General features: G+C 56.2%; 12 protein-coding genes. All 12 read right to left on the bottom strand.

The genetic code is table 11. From position 1 onward, the window contains the following. Position 1: 1 nt before the first annotated feature. The 12 genes from QO008_RS05190 to QO008_RS05135 all read right to left on the bottom strand — a co-directional run bounded on the left by QO008_RS05190 (position 2) and on the right by QO008_RS05135 (position 16,756). Positions 2-1,936, bottom strand: a complete 1,935-nt coding sequence (locus QO008_RS05190) for an acyl-CoA dehydrogenase family protein (RefSeq protein WP_307384918.1) — start codon at positions 1,934-1,936, stop codon at positions 2-4. Between the two features lie 464 nt (positions 1,937-2,400). After that, complete coding sequence (locus tag QO008_RS05185) at positions 2,401-3,300, bottom strand: hypothetical protein (RefSeq protein WP_307384916.1); 900 nt, start codon at positions 3,298-3,300, stop codon at positions 2,401-2,403. Between the two features lie 166 nt (positions 3,301-3,466). Then, positions 3,467-4,255: a copper amine oxidase N-terminal domain-containing protein gene (locus tag QO008_RS05180; protein WP_307384915.1), complete on the bottom strand. Its 789-nt coding sequence runs from the start codon at positions 4,253-4,255 to the stop codon at positions 3,467-3,469. A gap of 139 nt (positions 4,256-4,394) precedes the next feature. Further along, positions 4,395-7,025 carry an alpha-amylase family glycosyl hydrolase gene (locus tag QO008_RS05175; protein WP_307384913.1) on the bottom strand — a complete coding sequence of 877 codons (2,631 nt, stop codon included), beginning with the start codon at positions 7,023-7,025 and terminating at the stop codon, positions 4,395-4,397. After that, the gene (locus tag QO008_RS05170) at positions 7,022-8,446 is read right to left on the bottom strand and encodes a glycogen synthase (protein ID WP_307384911.1); all 1,425 of its coding nucleotides are present in this window, start codon (positions 8,444-8,446) and stop codon (positions 7,022-7,024) included. Before QO008_RS05170 ends, QO008_RS05175 begins: the two co-directional genes overlap by 4 nt. After that, positions 8,443-9,570, bottom strand: coding sequence for a glucose-1-phosphate adenylyltransferase subunit GlgD (gene glgD / locus QO008_RS05165; RefSeq protein ID WP_126464645.1), 1,128 nt, complete (start codon positions 9,568-9,570; stop codon positions 8,443-8,445). Before glgD ends, QO008_RS05170 begins: the two co-directional genes overlap by 4 nt. Positions 9,571-9,579: 9 nt before the next feature. Beyond that, the gene (locus tag QO008_RS05160; protein ID WP_307384909.1) at positions 9,580-10,713 is read right to left on the bottom strand and encodes a glucose-1-phosphate adenylyltransferase; all 1,134 of its coding nucleotides are present in this window, start codon (positions 10,711-10,713) and stop codon (positions 9,580-9,582) included. 10 nt (positions 10,714-10,723) lie between these two features. Next, complete coding sequence (glgB, locus tag QO008_RS05155) at positions 10,724-12,490, bottom strand: 1,4-alpha-glucan branching protein GlgB (RefSeq protein WP_307384907.1); 1,767 nt, start codon at positions 12,488-12,490, stop codon at positions 10,724-10,726. Next, positions 12,491-14,326 carry an ATP-binding protein gene (locus QO008_RS05150; protein WP_307384905.1) on the bottom strand — a complete coding sequence of 612 codons (1,836 nt, stop codon included), beginning with the start codon at positions 14,324-14,326 and terminating at the stop codon, positions 12,491-12,493. Next, complete coding sequence (locus QO008_RS05145) at positions 14,327-15,286, bottom strand: DNA double-strand break repair nuclease NurA (protein WP_307384903.1); 960 nt, start codon at positions 15,284-15,286, stop codon at positions 14,327-14,329. Further along, positions 15,283-16,095, bottom strand: a complete 813-nt coding sequence (rsmI, locus tag QO008_RS05140) for a 16S rRNA (cytidine(1402)-2'-O)-methyltransferase (protein WP_126464641.1) — start codon at positions 16,093-16,095, stop codon at positions 15,283-15,285. Before rsmI ends, QO008_RS05145 begins: the two co-directional genes overlap by 4 nt. Next, positions 16,085-16,756, bottom strand: a complete 672-nt coding sequence (locus QO008_RS05135; protein ID WP_126464640.1) for a tRNA1(Val) (adenine(37)-N6)-methyltransferase — start codon at positions 16,754-16,756, stop codon at positions 16,085-16,087. The genes rsmI and QO008_RS05135 overlap by 11 nt, the downstream gene beginning before the upstream one ends. Positions 16,757-16,815: the final 59 nt, after the last annotated feature.

The raw sequence follows: 16,815 nt of genomic DNA, 5'->3' as shown, positions 1-16,815 counted from the left end.
TTTATTCAAAGACGCGGTCTTCGGGGAACTCTACCTTGATAAAGCTTTCCTTGCCTTCCCCGCATTTGGGGCAGATATACTCTTCGGGCAGCTTGTCGAAGGGCGTACCGGGTTCGATTTCGTTTTCTTCGTCCCCTTCTTCGGGATTGTATTCGTAGCCGCAGCCCTTGCAAGTGTAGATGTCTTCTCTCGGGGCGGTCTTTCTGGGTTTTTGTCGCTTCATCTTGACCATTTCGGGCGCGGGATCCTTGCCTTCGGTGCCCAGCTCTTCGATGATCAGGGGCGCAATCTCTTCGATGTCGCCGACGATGCCGTAGTCGCAGTTCTTGAAGATGCTCGCGTTGGAGGCATTGTTGATGGCGACGATGGTGGCCGCATCTTTAATGCCCTTCAAGTGTTGGCCCGCACCGGAGATGCCCGCTGCCACATAGAGGTTGCCGGCGAATTTTTGACCGGACATACCGACGTAGCGGTTTAAGGGTAGAATCTTGTCGGTCTCGGCGACGGGACGGGACGCGCCGATGGCGGCGCCGAATGCCCGGGCGAGGTCCTTGGCGAGTTCGACATTGCCGTCGAAGCCCTTGCCCATAGAGACCACGCGTTCCGCATCGATAATCGGCGTGTCGAGGTCGATGCCAACGCTGAAGTCGTAGCCGTCTTTCTTCAGCGCGTCGATCAGTCTCTTTACATTTTCGCGTTGGTCTTCGCTGTCGAAGATTTCCTTTTTGCGGTCGCCCGTGATGGGGCCCTTGCCCGACTTCTTCGAAGAACGTCCGCCACCGCCGCTCTTGGCGATCTTTCCGATGATATAGGCGGCGATGACCACGCGTTGAATTTCGTTGGTGCCTTCGTAGATCGTGGTGATCTTGGCGTCGCGATAAGCGCGTTCCACTTCCATACCCTTCATATAGCCGCTGCCGCCGTAGATTTGGAGGGCGTCGTTTACGACTTCGAGGGCGATTTCGGAGGCGTACATCTTGGCCTCTGCCGCCTGCAGACCGTAGCGTTCGCCATTGGTCTTCATTTCGGCCGCGCGGTATACCAAAAGGCGCGCCGCGTCGATCTTGGTATACATTTCGGCGAGCTTAAAGGAAATCGCCTGTTGTGCCGCAATGGGTTGGCCGAACTGTTCGCGTTCCTTGGCGTATTCCAGCGCCTTTTCGTAAGCGCCTTGGGCGATCCCCAGTGCCTGTGCCGCGATGCCGATTCGACCGCCGTCGAGGGTGCTCATGGCGATATTAAAGCCCTTGCCCTCTTTGCCGAGGAGATTTTCCTTGGGGACCTTTACATTGTTAAAGTGGAGTTCCGCCGTGGTGGAAGAACGGATCCCCAATTTGTCATAGTGGTCGGAGAAGGTAAAGCCTTCCATGCCCTTTTCTACGATGAACGCACTGATACCGTGGGTGCCGATGTCCGGGGTGGTCACCGCAAATACGATATAAGTATCAGCTGCCGGTGCATTGGTGATAAAAATCTTCTGACCGTTTAAGATATAGTGGTCGCCCTGGAGCACCGCCGTGGTCTCGGTTCCCCCGGCGTCACTGCCCGCGTTGGTCTCCGTCAGGCCGAATGCGCCCACGTGTTCGCCCTTGGCGAGGGGGATCAGGTGTTTTTGTTTTTGTTCTTCGGTTCCGTAGTGGTCGATGGGGTAGGTGCCCAAAGACGTGTGGGCGGAGAGAATGACCCCGACCCCGCCGTCGACGCGAGAAAGCTCTTCTACGGCGATGGCATAAGAAATTACATCGTCGCCGGCGCCGCCGTATTCTTCGGCGGTCGGCAGACCCATAATGCCCAGCTCGCCCATCTGTGCGACGATGTCTTCCGGATACTTGTTTTCTTTGTCGAGCTCAAAGGCGACGGGGGCAACTACGGTTTCGGCGAATTCGCGCACTTTTTTACGTAGCGCCTCATGCGCCTCGGTGGTTTTGAATAACATGTTTTCCTCCTTGCAATCCATTTCACGACTACAATTCCCTGCGGCGGCTCGCGGACGAAATTACAGCGGCCATTAACCGCACCACTTCAGTATAGTTTACTATAGCACAAGCATTTGGGGGTGTAAAGACCATCGCGTCGCGATCTATAAGGTTTTCCTTAAAATTTTCGGCGCGACAAAAACTCCCTGTAATTTCTGTATTACGAGTTTACCCCGGAAGAACGATTTTAAGCAAAAACACATCTGCATTTACGCGATAGAATCAGTTTCTGTTCTATTCCCGTCGCGAAGTCCTTCTCCGAGGCCTGCGATACAAAATATACCCGAAATGGTAAGAATACATCGCCCTTTTCTCATCTTTTCCCAATCATTCGTCAAATAGATGGCATTTTCCCGAGATAGATAATTATTATAGAATATAAACAACCCGCCGAGTTCCCTCGACGGGTTGTTTATATTCTTCCCTACGGCATCAAATACTCTCGCAGTGCCGCGTAGGACTTCTCGTTTGCCCTATCCTTTGTGACCATTCCCCGATGCACGAGGACATCGCCCGCAACTTCATAAGAAAAGTGCCCGCCCGCTGCGGTATAGACCGTAATGCGATCTTCCCAGCCGTCGCTCGGCGCGTAGGTGGCGCTTCCCCGATAGCCGTTTACAATTTCGCGCATCGCATCAATATAGTCGGCGCCGGTATATACCATCTTTACGCCGAGCTTCCGCGCGCTCTCCACTTCGATCTTCTCGATCTCATAGGCGTTGAAGTAGACGGGTCTCACGATATTTTTCCCCTTATACAGCGCTTCGCCGCGACGGAGAACGTGCGAGAGATCGTTCGCCGTAAGGGGCGCATCCGGCTGAATCTCTCCCTTTCCATTGCCGATAAATAAGCCTTCTCTTTGCACCCAGGCCAAGGGGATCTTATAGGGGATCCCGATCTTTTCGTAATCCTTAAAGTCGAAATTCGGATCCTGCTTTATATCGGGCGTATCGCTCAGGCGATTAAATAGGCCGTATAGGACATAGATTCCCTCGATTCTCGAGACCGGATCTTCGGCAGAGATATCGTCTTTCGCCAAAGAAAGCGCCTTGAGCCAGCTCAACCCCTCGCCTTCTTTTCGATCTTTCGCCATCTTTTGGATCTCGGTGTTTTCTTCCTCGTATACCAAATTATAGAGAATCTGCCCGAAATCTCCGTAGGTCAGGGACTGGCCGTCATCCTTTACCTCTGTATTTCGAAGCAAGTGTTGCCGCCGTGCGCCGTCCGTACCCTCCCCAGCGGTTGTGCCCTTGGCCTCGGCAAAATGTGCGGGGAGCAGCAGGGCAAAAATCGCGATCATCAAAGCAAAACGGTTTGTCTTCATACAACTCCTCCTAAAATAATGTCTATCTATCTCCCCATAGTTATATCAGAACAGGATTGTTATTCCGATGTGTCTCTATATAAAGATAGTGCTCAGCTTGCTCGAAACAACAGAATAGGAAGCATCCCAATTTTTACTATACACTTCGGTTTTTTGGCCGTAGTTCTTATTTCTCGACTTCTACGGTCTTTAATACCTCTACGACTTTTTCAGTTGCATCTTTATACGAACGGGTCAACTCCACGTCTTCGTGATTATAGTTGACATCACCGACGGTATAGAACACTAGGTACTTGCCGTAAATCTCTCCTAAAATATAACTTACGGTTTCCGTATCCACCGCTTCGGTCAAGACGAAGTTGCCGATAAAGCCGTCGTATTCGCCGTTTGCGTCGAAGTTCTTTTTGTCGTAGAGCAAGACGCCCGAGGTGGTATTTTCGCAGACGAAGGTATCTTCAAGGGCTTCGGGGATGACGAATTTATAGCCGTCGCTTACAGAAATCTTCTCTCCCCGGTCGGCTTTTTTGTGGGGCAAGGTGCCGAATTGGGCAATGCGGTGTGCGGCGTCCCATTGGACGTCCTTCCCCAATGCTTCGCCCACAAAGCGCATGGGCAAATAGGTGCGGTCGCCTTCGATAAAGGGGGCGACATCCATTTTTTTGTTTTCTTTTCCCGCGACATATGCCTTTTTGCCGATGGTCATGGCGAGCGTCTTTTCGCCGTCTTTTACGGTGACGACTCTCTTCTCGGCGTTCCAATCCACCGTATAGCCCAGGGATTCCGCAATATAGCGCAGGGGTAGGCAGATGCGATCGTCCTTTACGATCGGGTGCGCGCCCTCTTCGGCCTGAATGCTCTTTCCCTCTAAGAATATGTGCATATTCGGCGCCGATTGGGCGAATACGCCGGTAGACAGAAAGCAACAGAGTACGGCGAGTACAATCGATTTTTTCATTTTACACCTCTTCTATGAATAATTAGTAAGTATACGAAACCGGAAAGCCATTCCCGCGGGAATACACTTTCCGGCTCCTGTGAATATTGTAACACCCCCCGCGATTTTTCGAGCTTTTATTGCGAATGCGAGTGTTTTTTTATTCTTCCGCCTCGATGACGACGAAGTTTCTGGGCCCCAAGATCTGCCCCAGGTAGAAGCGCTTGTCCGCCGCGCCTTGTTCCATAAAGCGCCAGCGGGTTTTGGGATAGAGCCAGTGGGTGATGTCTTTGGGCGCGTCGGTGACGTTGATAAAGATGCGCTTGTCGCCGTTTTCGAGGACGACAAAACCCGCCTCGCGGTGCAGGAAGCTGTGTTTCGAAAGGTCGAGTTCTTTTCGAAGGGCGATCAGATCGGCGACGTAGTCCGAAAGATGGGATTTTTTGACGAGTTCGTGCCAATGGAGCACCACATTGTCCAGCGGGCCGTTGTAGGGATTGTCCTTGTAGCGGCGGCGCAAAAATTCGTCGGCGGCGTGAAAGAGCACCGGCCCCGGCGTGATCATAAGCACCGCAAAGGCGAGTTTCATGGTGCGCTCTTTCTCTTCCTCGGAGGCATCTTGCATGGCGGCATCCAAAAAGTCGCCGAGTACGAGGTCGTCGTGGCAAGAGAAGTAGGCGAGATTGTGCCGGTGCTTGCCCTCGCCCATCAGCACTTGTTCCAGATAGGGCTGCGCGTCGACGTCTCCGCCGATCCAGCCGATCTCCTTAGAATAGCTGTCGCCCCGAAGGCCGTTGCGGTAGGCGTCGTCGAAGAAATGCATTTCGCGCGAGTCTGTATTTAACCGCAGGGCGGGATCGAGGGCGGTCTCGGCGGCGGTCCAGGGCTCGCCGTACAAAAGGGTGGCGGGATTGGTCTCGCGGGCCTCCTCTTCGATCTTCGATAGGGTGTCGGAATCGGTGAGGGCGGCGAGGTCGAAGCGGAAGCCGTCTACGCCGAGCTTTTGCATATAGCGTACGGAGTCGCGAATCAGCTGCCCGGTGGCTACGTCTTCGCTCGCGATCTCGGTGCCGGTGCCGCTCCCGTCCGAGAGGTTGCCGTCTTTTCGGTAGCGGATACAGGCGGGGTTGAGCCGCGCCATATCGGATTTTTCGCCCAGATAGAGGTGGTTGTAGACCACGTCGAGGACGATGCCGATGTCCGCCCCGTGGGCCGACTCGATCAAGTGGGACAGCCCTTCGATCGCCGAGACGGGATCGGCGGGGTCGGTGGCGTAGCTGTTTTCCAGGGCGAAATAATGGTCGGGATCGTAGCCCCAGTTGTAGTTGTCGGCGTCGTATTTCGACGCCTTCTGTTCCCATACGCTGATGTAGTTCATAACGGGCATAAGGTGAATATAATCGACCCCCAGCGCCTTTAGGTGGTCGAAGCCGACGGGGGTATCGGCGATTTGCACCCCCGCCTGTGCCGCGCCGAGGAAGGTGCCCGCCAGCGCGTCTTCAATGCCGTCGAGGGTAAAGTCCTTGACGTGGAGTTCGCAGATGACGGGGTGGGCGGGACGCGCGATATAGTCGTCTCGGTAAAAGCGCTCGATCTCATCAAAGGCGTAGCCGCGCCGTCCGTTCAGCGAAAGCGCCTTGGCATAGGGGTCGACGATCTCGAATTCGGCGGCGCCGAAATTGTAGTAGACGGGCAGGCGCTCCATGGGAATCTGTACCTTAAAGATCTCGCCCTCTTTTTTCATGGGGATTTTCTCCCGCGAAAGGGATAGCGCGTCGGGATAGAGGTAGAGAAACACCTCGTCGAAGGCGGGGGCATAGACGTGGAATTCGTAGCCGATCCCCCCTTCGCCCTCGGTCTCGTCGCGACAGGAACGGGCGAAGGCCACGGGGTCGACCTCGACTGTGGTTTCGATCGCCATGCGCCCGTAAAAGTCCTCGAGAAAGGGATCGTCGGTAACGAAGAGATCGGGCAGAAAGTCGACGGGAATGACCTTGATCTTATGCCGGGTCCTTAGGTCGAGATTGATCTCGGGATCGGCGCGGTCTTCCAGGCAAAAGACGATGTCGGGAATGTCCCATTGGGGCCGTTCGGTGAGGGCCTCGAAGATCTTTCGAATGTCCTCCCACATTTCGCCGGCGAGATTGCCGTCGGTGCCGATAAATACGCCCCGGGGATTGGGGAAGTTGAGGTCTTTATTGTAGGCGCTCTTTCGGTTTTCGGCGATCTCTTTACGATACGCCGCCGCGACGGCATCCATCGCTTCTTCCCATTCTTTCTGCAGAGGGCCGAAGTCGACGCATTCTCTAAAATCCGCGTCGGTGCCCGAAAGGATTTCCACAAGGCGCGCATCGTCGATGTCCTCGTCGGGCGCCTCGTAGAGCAGAAAGACCTTGTTGCGAATCCACGCCTCGGCGTCGTCCTTTTCGTAACCGTACTCGTCGTACAGAATGCGCAGAATCTCCGCCACCAGAGCGCGGGCGGGATAGTCGAAGGCGACGACAATCTCGGGTTCTTCTTCGGCAAAGACCTCCGAAAGGGCGATCCGCAGGTTTTCGACGGTGCTTTTGCTCTCGTAGACATAATCCTCGCCGCGGTATGCGTAGCCGAAGGCGGAAAAGCCCTCGCCATCTACGGCTCGAATGCCGCCGAGATAGGGAAATTCGCCGGGACGGTGGTAATAGGCGCGAAAGTCGCCTTCCATGGCCTCGAGCACGGCGATCTTTTTTTCCGCCGAGAGACCGGGGGCGTTTTTGCGGAAGGTTCCCCTTCCCATGAGACAGTGTTTCAACGGGTTTTCCTCCTGATCTCCTTATACAATTCGCGATAGGCGTTGGCGGCGCGCTGCCAGCCGAAGCCCTGTCGCATGGCGCTTTGTCGATGTATGCGGTCTATGGGGGCGTAGTACTCGTCCTTCGCCTTTTGCATGGCGGCGAGCAGGGCGTGGGCGTCGATGTCGTAAAATACGTAGCCGCCGCCGCGTCCCGCCTCGTCAAAGGGAACGACCGTATCTTTCAGTCCCCCGGTGGCACGAACGATGGGTATGTTGCCGTAGGTCATGGCGACCATTTGGGAAAGACCGGAGGGCTCGGTTACGGACGGCACCAGAAAAAAGTCTCCGGCGGCGTAGATCCTGTGACTTTCGTCGTTGTCGAAGAATATATTCGCCGAGGCGTTCTCCCGTCTTTCGCATATACTTCTGAAACTCCATTGAATGCGTTCCTCCCCTGTGCCCAAAACCAGAAATTGTACGTCCTCGTCCAAAAATTTGTCCAAAATCTCGAGTATCAGATCCATCCCCTTCAGGGGGTCCAGGCGGCTGATCACCGTAAAGAGCGGCACGTCGCGCTCGGGCAGGCCGTATCTTTTTTGTACGTCGCGCTTGTTTTCGATCTTTTTGTCCAAGCTGTCGGGCCCGTAGTTCGCCGCGAGGAGCGGGTCGTGCTCAGGATCGTATTCGTCGGTGTCGATGCCGTTTTGAATGCCGTAGACCTTTTCCTTTTGGTACTCGATCAACCCCGCCAACTCCTTGCCGTAGAAGGGATCCCGCAGTTCTCGGGCGTAGGTCTCGGAGACGGTGGTGACGCCGTCGGCGAATTGAATCCCCGCCTTCATCATATTTATGCCGTCGTAAAAGCGCACCCCCTCCTCGGTAAAGTAGCGGCTGTGGAGGTCGGTGTAGCGGAATACATCCGCGCCGAAATAGCCCTGGTAGTTGATATTGTGGATGGTGAAGATGGTGCGGATCTTACGGTAGCGCGCATCCCCCGCCGCAAAGTCCTTGATGTAGAGGGGCACCAACCCCGTATGCCAGTCGTTGGCGTGCACGATGTCGGGTTCGATTTCGAGATAGCGGATCAGCGAGGCGCACGCCTTCGAGAAAAAGGCGAAGCGATAGCCGTCGTCCTCGTAGCCATAGAGCGCCGTGCGCCGAAAGAAGCTCTCGTTGTCGATAAAATAGTAATCGACGCCCGCCTCCCGCAGGTGAAAGACGCCCATATAGATCCGGTCGGCGTGCATTTTTACATAATCGTAGCCGATATATTCCATCTCGCGGCGAAACCGCTCTTCGATATGCCCGTAGAGGGGAAGCACCACGTAAATCTTGTCGTACGATTTTTTGATCGCCTTGGGCAAGGCCGCCATAACATCGGCAAGTCCACCCGTTTTTACAAAGGGGTGGACTTCCGAGGCGCAATAGAAAAATTTCATTCGTCCGCCTCAATCCTTTGGTTTTTCTGGAGTACATAGGGCTGCTGTGCGGAGCCGATCAGATGCTCGCCCTCTCCCACCGTGACGAATTTGTCGAGGATGGAATTGACGACGACGGCATCTTTTCTGATGCAACATTTCTGCATAATAATGGAGTTTTTGACCGTGGCGCCCGCTTCGATGGTAACGCCCCGAAAGATCAGCGAGTTTTCCACCGATCCGTAGATCACAGAGCCGTTGGCGAGGAGACTGTTTTTTACCGACCCGTTCTGCGTGTAGAAGCTGGAGGGCTCGTCCTTGGTCTTGGTGTAGATCTTTCCGCCCCGGTAGAACACCTCTTCGTAGTGTTCGGGGTCTAAGAGGCGCATATTGGCGTCGTAGTAATTTTTAATATTGTTGATGACGTCGAAGAAGCCGTCGTATTTGTAGCCGATAATCTCGAATTTTTGTCGGTACTTAAAGAGCGCATCTTCCATGGTGGACACGTCGCCCCGCTCCATAGAGAGGCGCACGAGTTTGCGAAAGGCGTCTTTCTTTAAGAGGATCAGATTCATGTAGAGATTGACGTCGACGTCGCTCCCGTAGTGGTAGCCGAGGTTTTCCAAATGCTCCTCTTCGTCGAAAAAGAGCCGCTGCATGCCGATGTATTCCATATCGGCGTCGTGTACGGGGCGGTAGACCACCGCCGCATCGGCCCCCGACGATCGAAAGGTCGCCTGCAGGCCGCTGAGGTCGACTTTGTTCAAAATGCCTGATCGGTAGTAGAGCACATTTTCCTCGCGGCTCCTTTCGAAGAAGTCCGCCGTCGACTTAAACTCCGCCATCTCGCCGTATTTATTGATGGCATCTTCCGACACCGTGGGCGGAAAGAGAAACAGGCCGTTAAAGCGCCGGTTCAGATTCCACGGCGCCCCCATGGCGAGGTGGTCCATATGGGAGCGGATCTTCTTGCCGGGGTAGATGGCGACGGTGCGTATGCCGTGGTCGGTCATATTGGAGAGCGGAAAGTCCAAAAAGCGATAGCGACAGCCGTAAGGCAGCATCGAAATATTTCGCGACTGGGTCAGGCTGCCGAAGGCCGAATCGTCGTAGGTGGGGGCGATCACCCCGAGGGTCGTTAGCATAATTACCTCCTATTCCTCTGTAATGCCGTCTTCGGAGATCAGGCTGACGTGCTCGCCATCGCCGATGCGCGTGCCGCTTTCGATGGTCAGGTTTTCCATGACGATGGCATTTTCCACCCGCGCGCCGCTTTTGATGACGACATTGGACTGCACGACGGAGTTGACGACCTCCGCGCCCTCTTCGATGGTCACATTGGAAAAGAGAACGCTCTTTATCACGGTACCGTAAATGCGACAGGCTTCGTTGATCAGCGCCTCGGAGATATGGGCGTTTTTTCCGATGCGGTGAGGCGGCAGGTTCAGGTTGTTGGTGTAGATGCGCCAGTCGTTTTCGAACATGTCGAGGTCGTTGTAGGGGTTCAGCAGGTCGAGATTGCTCTCCCAATAGCTCCGCACGGTCCCCACGTCTTTCCAATAGCCCTTAAACAGAAAGGCGTGCATATCCTTGCCGTCGGCGAGCATCTTGGGGAGGATGTTTTTGCCGAAGTCGTGGTCGCTCGCCTCGTCCCGCTCGTCTTCGATCAGGTATTTTCTGAGTACATTCCAGGTGAATACATAGATCCCCATAGAGGCCATATTGTTCTTGGGATGGGCGGGCTTTTCGTCGAATTCCACGATCCGGCCGTCCTCGCCCAAGTTTACGATGCCGAAGCGGCTCGCATCTTCCCAAGGCACTTCGATGACCGATATGGTGCAGTCCGCCTTGTTTTCCTTATGGGCGCGCACCATCTTCATGTAGTTCATCTTGTAGATATGGTCGCCCGAGAGGATCACCACATAGGTGGGATCCATCGAGTCGATATAGTCCAGATTCTCGTAGATGGCATTGGCGGTGCCGGTAAACCAGCGCCCCCCTTCTTCCGATGCGAAGGGCGAGAGGATCTTCATGCCCACCGGAGAGCGGTTGTAGTCCCAGGGCTCGCCGATCCCCAAGTGCTCGTTGAGCTGCAGGGGCTTGTACTGGGTCAGGATGGCGATATTCGATACGCCCGAGTTCGCCGCATTGGACAGGGCGAAGTCGATAATGCGGTATTTGCCGCCATAGGGTACGGCGGGCTTGGCGGTATGTTTGGTGAGATTCTTGAGTCTGGAGCCCTGGCCGCCGGCGAGGAGCATGGCCAGAACTTCGGTTCGGTTTCCCATAGTGCCTCCTTTAGACTTCTTTAAGCAGATAGATTCCCTCGTATCCGTCGGTTTGTATGTCTATATACCCATCTTTATTGGAAATTGCGCCTTCTTTCATATGGGTCGAGAAGAGAATGCGCCAATCGCCCTTGGCGGCAATGCGCACATTGCGCCCCACGGGGGTGAAATTCATCACCGCCATAATCTCCTGATTTTCCCCGATGCGGCTAAACGCGATGGTCGAAATATCGGCGGCATTGACCAAGTCCCAGCGAAAGCCGTCGAAGCCTTCCCAGGGATTCGACAGGGCCTCGTTCGTTCGATACACCGCCATCAGCGCCTTAAAATAGTCCCGCAGGCTCCGGTGGCTGTCGTAGTCGAGGAGGAACCAGTCTACGGGTTCGTTGTCGACCCATTCGCGAAATTGGCCGAACTCCTGGCCCATAAATAGCAGCTTCTCGCCGGGGTGCGCCATCATATAGAGATACAGGAGCCGCAGCTGCTGAAACTTTTCCTCGTAGCCGCCGTACATCTTGTCGAGCAGGCTCTTTTTGCCGTGCACCACCTCGTCGTGGGAAAAGGGCAGGATGTACTTTTCGTTAAAGCTATACATGATGGGAAAGGTGAGCGCGTCATGGTGATATTGACGGTAGATCGGGTCCATCTCCATATAGTCGAGGATGTCGTGCATCCAGCCCATATTCCACTTGCGGTCGAAGCCCAGTCCGCCCTCGGAAAGGGGCTTGGTGAGGCCCCGGTAGTCCTCGGATTCCTCGGCGATCATCAACAGACCCGGGTGCTCGGCGTGCAGCCGCGCCAAGAGTTCTTTGAGGAAGTAAATGGTGTCGCTTCGGTGATTGTCGGGATTTTTGGTGTCGGTGTCCCGCTCGCCGAAGCCCTTATAGAGCATATAGCTCACGGCGTCCACGCGGATGCCGTCGATGCCGTAGCGGCAGAAGAAATTGGCCGAGGAGAACAGAAAGCTCTGCACATGGCCCTTGGTATAGTCGAAGGCCATGGTGTCCCAAATGCGGTTTTCGGCGTAGTACGCCTCGTCGGATTCGTAGGTGGGGGTGCCGTCGAGATATCTGAGCCCCTGCTCGTCCTTGCAGAAGTGGGCGGGGGTCCAGTCCAAAATCACGCCGATGCCGTTCTTGTGGGCGTAGTCGACGAAATAGGCGAAGTCCTCGGCGGTGCCGTAGCGCCCGGTGACCGAGAAAAATCCCGTAATCTGATAGCCCCAGCTGCCGTCGTAGGGATGCTCCATAATGGGCAAGAGCTCCACATGGCTAAAGTGCAGATCCTTTACGTAGTCGATCAGCTTGTGGGCGAGCTCTCGGTAGTTTAAGAAGCGGTCGCCGTCGCGCATCCAGCTGCCCAGGTGTACCTCGTAGATCGCCTGTAAGGGCGAAGCGAGGATCTCGCCCGCGGGGATGTCCTCCAGCGGCAGCGCGATCGAGGCGGTGCCGGGAATGGACTCGGAGGAAAAGGCGAAGGGGTCCGCCTTCCAGTGCAAGCCGTCCTCGCCGTAGATCTTGTACTTGTACGGCGTATAGAGGGGCATATCCACCGTGACGGTAAACAGACCCGTGGTCTCGTCGCGACGCATTTCGATGCCCTGCCAATCGTCGTAGGCGCTCGCGAGTTCCACCCGATGCGCCCGGGGCGCAAACAGGGTGAACGTCATGTCCTTCCCCTTTCGGTGGGGGCCGAAGAGCTCGTAGCTCCGCACGTTCTCGCCGCGCTTAAAGAGATAGGCGGCGTTTTGGTCTACGGGATCGTAGGAGATGCGCATTTATACCTCCTCGTAAATTAAAATATTGAGCATATTCTTTTTGCAAACAAGCAGTCCTCGCTCCGACAGCGCATCCAGCGCCGTCTTCAGTTCCTCCGCGGTGTAGTGGATGCCGACGGTATCCAGTTCTTTTTGCACATAGAGCAGATCCGAGGACACATTGATAGGAAGATACGGGCGAATGCCGTCCATGAGCGCGGTCTGCGCCTTGTCGCGCGCACCGCGCAATTCGTCGAAGGGATTTTCGGTATGGGGGCTTTCGGTGTTCGCCATGCGGATTCTCGCGAAGGTCGTGCGTCCCAAATGGGACGAGGAGATAAAGACGTCGCCGGTGGTGAGATACGGCAGCCGCGCCGCCTCTTCGGCGCTGATGTCGGTCTCGTCGCGGATGGTCTGAATGTCCTGGGCGCGCACGGTGCGAAAGATCATCTTACAGTTGAGCTGGGCGGTTACGGTGTCGTCCAAGAGCGTGGGCCGCTGGGTGGCGAGGATCAAAAACACGCCGTACTTTCTGCCCTCCTGGGCGATCTCCCTGATCACCGATTTCGACGGCGCGGGGATCCCCTTGGGGGCGAAGGTATGGCTCTCGTCGGTGACGACGAAGAAAGGCGGGAAGAATTCCCCTTCCCCCGGGTGCAAAAAGCCCGCGTCTTTGTAGTTTCTTCGCAGGCCGTAGAGGTGGCGGATCAGATAGGTGGAATACATTTGAATCAGCCGCGCCGATCCCTGGATCACCGCCACCTTGCCGGCAAAGAGCGTCTCTTCGATGGCGCGGGAATCGCGGTTGAAGAGCCCGGCGAACTGCAGATTCTTAAGCCGCCAAAAAATTCCCCTTAGAGAAGACATATTGGTGGAACGGCCGTATTTGACAAAGTTTTCGAGGATGCGTTTCCACTCGAGCGCCTGGGGCCCCTCGGCGTAGTCGGCGATCTGGCGGATTCGAGCCTCGCCCCCCTCCTCGTGGCCGCGGATCAGATCGTCGATCAGGCCGCGAAAGGTGTCGATGCTGTTGTTCTTTCGAAACAAGAGATCCACCGCGCTCTCCATCGCCTCCGAAAGATCCGATACGGCGCTCAAGAGGTTTTTCAAATCGCCCGCGCTGATGTCTTCGAATTTGACGCCGATGTCGCCGCCGATCTGAAAGCGGTTGTGGCGGTCGGCATAGTCCTTGCCCCCGGAAGCGGCGTTCGAAAAATCCATCTCGTAGTGGGGGTCTAAGACCAGGGCGGGGATCCGCTTTTCCATCAATTCTTCCATCAGGACCCGCATGCCGAAGGATTTGCCGCTGCCGCTCCCGCCGAAGATCCCGATATGGGGGTATTGGTGCATGGCGCGGATGTCCAAGATATAGGGCACGTCCTGCTGGGCCGCGGCGCCCCCCGCTTCGTAGAGGCGAAAGAGGTCCTTTAGCGTAGCTTCCATCTCATCGTAGAGGTATTCGGTGTTGCGAATGGCGCCCAAGGTGAGCCCCTCTGTCGGCGGGGTGGGAACGAGGATGTCTTCCACCTCGGCGAAGGTAGGCCGCCTGCCGTCGGATCCGGTAAGGGGCGGCACCACGGTCTCGCTCACAAAACGGACTTTTCCTATGTAGATGGTCTCGTTTTGCACGTCGAAGCCCAGGGCGTTGAGGGAGGCGAGGACGTCGTCGTCGACGAAATCGCCGCCGATGTCCAGGGGAATAAAGCGGTTGTAGGTGGTCGATTCCACCACCTCGCCCAAAACGTCGCCGATCACCGGGTCTTCGATGACGATATATTCACTGACGCGAAAATTGTGGTCTCTCGATCCCACGGTGACTTCCCGGGGATTGGTAAGGCCTAAGACTTTGATCTGCATCTATACTCTCCGTTCTCTTTCCGATACAAAAAACCGCTCCATCAGATCCCGGTCCATCCCCTCTTCGAGGAGCATCTCCATGTCGCGGGGCGAAATCTTGGCGCGCTTGTCCACCACGTCGATCCAGTAGGGCACGCCGCGGCCCCGCTGGGGCGTGAGGGTAAAGAGGAGCCGCGCCAAAGAAACCAGCCGATCCGCCTGCTCCTCGAGCACGTCAAGGCCCACCACCTCCCAGCGCTTGGAGGGGCGATAAAAGCCGCTTCTGAGGCCCGCCGATTCCTTGCTCTCGGCGTCCTCTTCGTCGCGCTCGGCGAGGAGCAACAGCTCGCCGTAGTCCAGCTTGCCCGCCAAAAACTCGCGGTCGTAAAAGCCCTCTTTTCCGGTGCGACTGGCGATCTCGCGGGTCTTGACGTCTTTGATCGCCCCCACCAGCAAGACGCCCTCCCGCAGGCAGAGCGCCCGCAGCTCCTCCCACTTGTCCCGGGCGTGGATCTTGTAGCGCAACAGCCCCCCGTCCATTATCAAAACGGCGGGGTCTTTTCTGTCCTCGTCTTCTTCTACGATGCGGATCGCCGCCTCGAGCTCCGATTCGGCGAGATAGCGATCGGCGAGCTTTTCCGCCGTTACGGCATCGTCGTCGGTGAGGACGGGGGTATAGAGCTTGCGCACCCGCTCTTCCGCCCCTCGGGTCGAGAGGGCGAGCCCCTGAAAGAGCAGCACATAGTGGGGGTGGGCGCCGCCCTTACCCGCGGTGGAACCGTCCACGCCGTAGAGGCTTCCCACGGCGCGGAGCTCGCCGTCCGAAAGCCGCGTAAGGGGCGTAAAGGTACCGATCTCGGGCGTTATACGCTTGCCGAGATCCGCCCGGGTCATCGAGAGGAGCCCATCGTATTTGCGGTGCAGCGCGTCGTTTAGCGCCTCGATCTGTCGTTGAAAGTGAACGATGTCTTCTTGCCTCAAAGTTTCAAACTCTCCTTATATACCAAGTTTTTGGGCAGGTTCCACTCCTTTGCCACGAGCTTCGCCGCCTTGGAGGGACTGATCCCCTCCTCCACCTTTTCCTGAAGCGCCGAGAGAATGTCGACGTCGTCGTCCTTTGCTTGGGGCATGAGCAACACGCTGAATTCGCCCTTTACCGTGTAGCTGTCGATTTCGCGCAGAAAATCCGCCGCCGTGGTCTCGATCCGCTCCTCGTAGAATTTTGAGATCTCGCGGATCAGGATCAGATTGCGATTGCCCAGCGCGGCGAGGACGTCCTCGGCGAATTTCGTAATGCGGTGGGGCGCCTCGTAAAAGAGCACCGGCACCGCTTCCTCTTTGAGCGCCTCCAGTGTCTTGAGACGCGCGCTCCGCTTGTGGGGCAGAAATCCCCAAAATAAGTAGCGTCCGTCTTTGATGTTTGCGATCGCCGCCGCGGTGACGTGGGCGCAGGCGCCCGGGAGCACCTCATAGGATTTGCCTTCTTTTAAGAGGGCGCTTAAGAGCACCGCCCCGGGGTCCGATACCCCGGGCATGCCGGCGTCGGTGATCAGGGCAAAATTCGTCCCCGTCTCCAGCCGCTCGAGGATGCTCGCGATCTTTTCGTTTTCGTTAAACTTATGATAGCTCTCCAAGGGCGTCTCGATTTCGTAGTGTTTTAAGAGGAGGAGGGAATGTCGGGTGTCCTCCGCCAGGATCACATCCGCTTCTTTTAGGACCCGTAAAGTCCTGAGCGTGATATCTTCCAGATTGCCGATGGGCGTGGGACACAAAAATACTTTACCTTCCATAATACGCTGCTACCTCCCGAGTATACTCCGTCCCCTCGTAAATATAGAGGGGGCGATCCATGCGGAGATGTCGTCCCCCGCCTTTTTTTGCCGCAAAGAGCAATCGGCGGGCTTCTTCTCCCCCGCGCCAATAGACCGGTCGAATGTGCGCGAGTTGCAACCCTCCCTCGTTCATGTCTTCTATCACATCTTGAAAGCGGGCGATGTCTACGATACCGTAGACCGTACCGCCCGGCACCGTCAGGCGCCCCGCGTGGAAAAACCACCGCATATCGTCGTCCAAATGCTTGGCGGCGGTGATCTTTGCCGCTTTGTTTCGAATGCCGTCCTTAAAAAACGGCGGATTGGTGAGCACCACGTCAAAGCGGCCGACGGCGGCGTCTCGAAGATCTGCCGTCACCGCCTCTATGTTTTCGATGCCGTTTGCGGCGGCGCTTTTGCGCACCAGTTCCGCGGCCTCGGGCTCGCGATCCAGCGCCACCACCGCATCGGCATCCGCCGCGGCCATCAGTGCCAAGTACCCGCTGCCGCATCCCAAGTCCAGGGTGCGGCCCCGCGGCTTGGCGTAGGCGCCCAGGAGCACGGAATCCATGCTGAAGGCGAACAGGCCTTTTTGTTGGTAGATCACCATGCCGTTTTTCGGTATATAATCTCTTCTCATCGTCGTACCTTTCTATAGATACCCCAATACGCGCCAATAAAAAGAGGCACGCCCGGTGC

This window comes from Aedoeadaptatus ivorii (genome assembly GCF_030815095.1).
Classification (GTDB): domain Bacteria; phylum Bacillota; class Clostridia; order Tissierellales; family Peptoniphilaceae; genus Aedoeadaptatus; species Aedoeadaptatus ivorii.
Note: the sequence above shows the minus strand (reverse complement) of the source record. Positions and strands in the feature narration are given on the sequence as shown.

Coding starts and splice junctions, on each gene's coding strand:
- QO008_RS05170 (WP_307384911.1), bottom strand. CDS start 8,446: ATGAAATTTTTCTATTGCGCCTCGGAAGTCCACCCCTTTGTAAAAACG.
- glgB (WP_307384907.1), bottom strand. CDS start 12,490: ATGCGCATCTCCTACGATCCCGTAGACCAAAACGCCGCCTATCTCTTT.
- QO008_RS05185 (WP_307384916.1), bottom strand. CDS start 3,300: ATGAAGACAAACCGTTTTGCTTTGATGATCGCGATTTTTGCCCTGCTG.
- QO008_RS05160 (WP_307384909.1), bottom strand. CDS start 10,713: ATGGGAAACCGAACCGAAGTTCTGGCCATGCTCCTCGCCGGCGGCCAG.
- glgD (WP_126464645.1), bottom strand. CDS start 9,570: ATGCTAACGACCCTCGGGGTGATCGCCCCCACCTACGACGATTCGGCC.
- QO008_RS05180 (WP_307384915.1), bottom strand. CDS start 4,255: ATGAAAAAATCGATTGTACTCGCCGTACTCTGTTGCTTTCTGTCTACC.
- QO008_RS05190 (WP_307384918.1), bottom strand. CDS start 1,936: ATGTTATTCAAAACCACCGAGGCGCATGAGGCGCTACGTAAAAAAGTG.
- QO008_RS05150 (WP_307384905.1), bottom strand. CDS start 14,326: ATGCAGATCAAAGTCTTAGGCCTTACCAATCCCCGGGAAGTCACCGTG.
- rsmI (WP_126464641.1), bottom strand. CDS start 16,095: ATGGAAGGTAAAGTATTTTTGTGTCCCACGCCCATCGGCAATCTGGAA.
- QO008_RS05135 (WP_126464640.1), bottom strand. CDS start 16,756: ATGAGAAGAGATTATATACCGAAAAACGGCATGGTGATCTACCAACAA.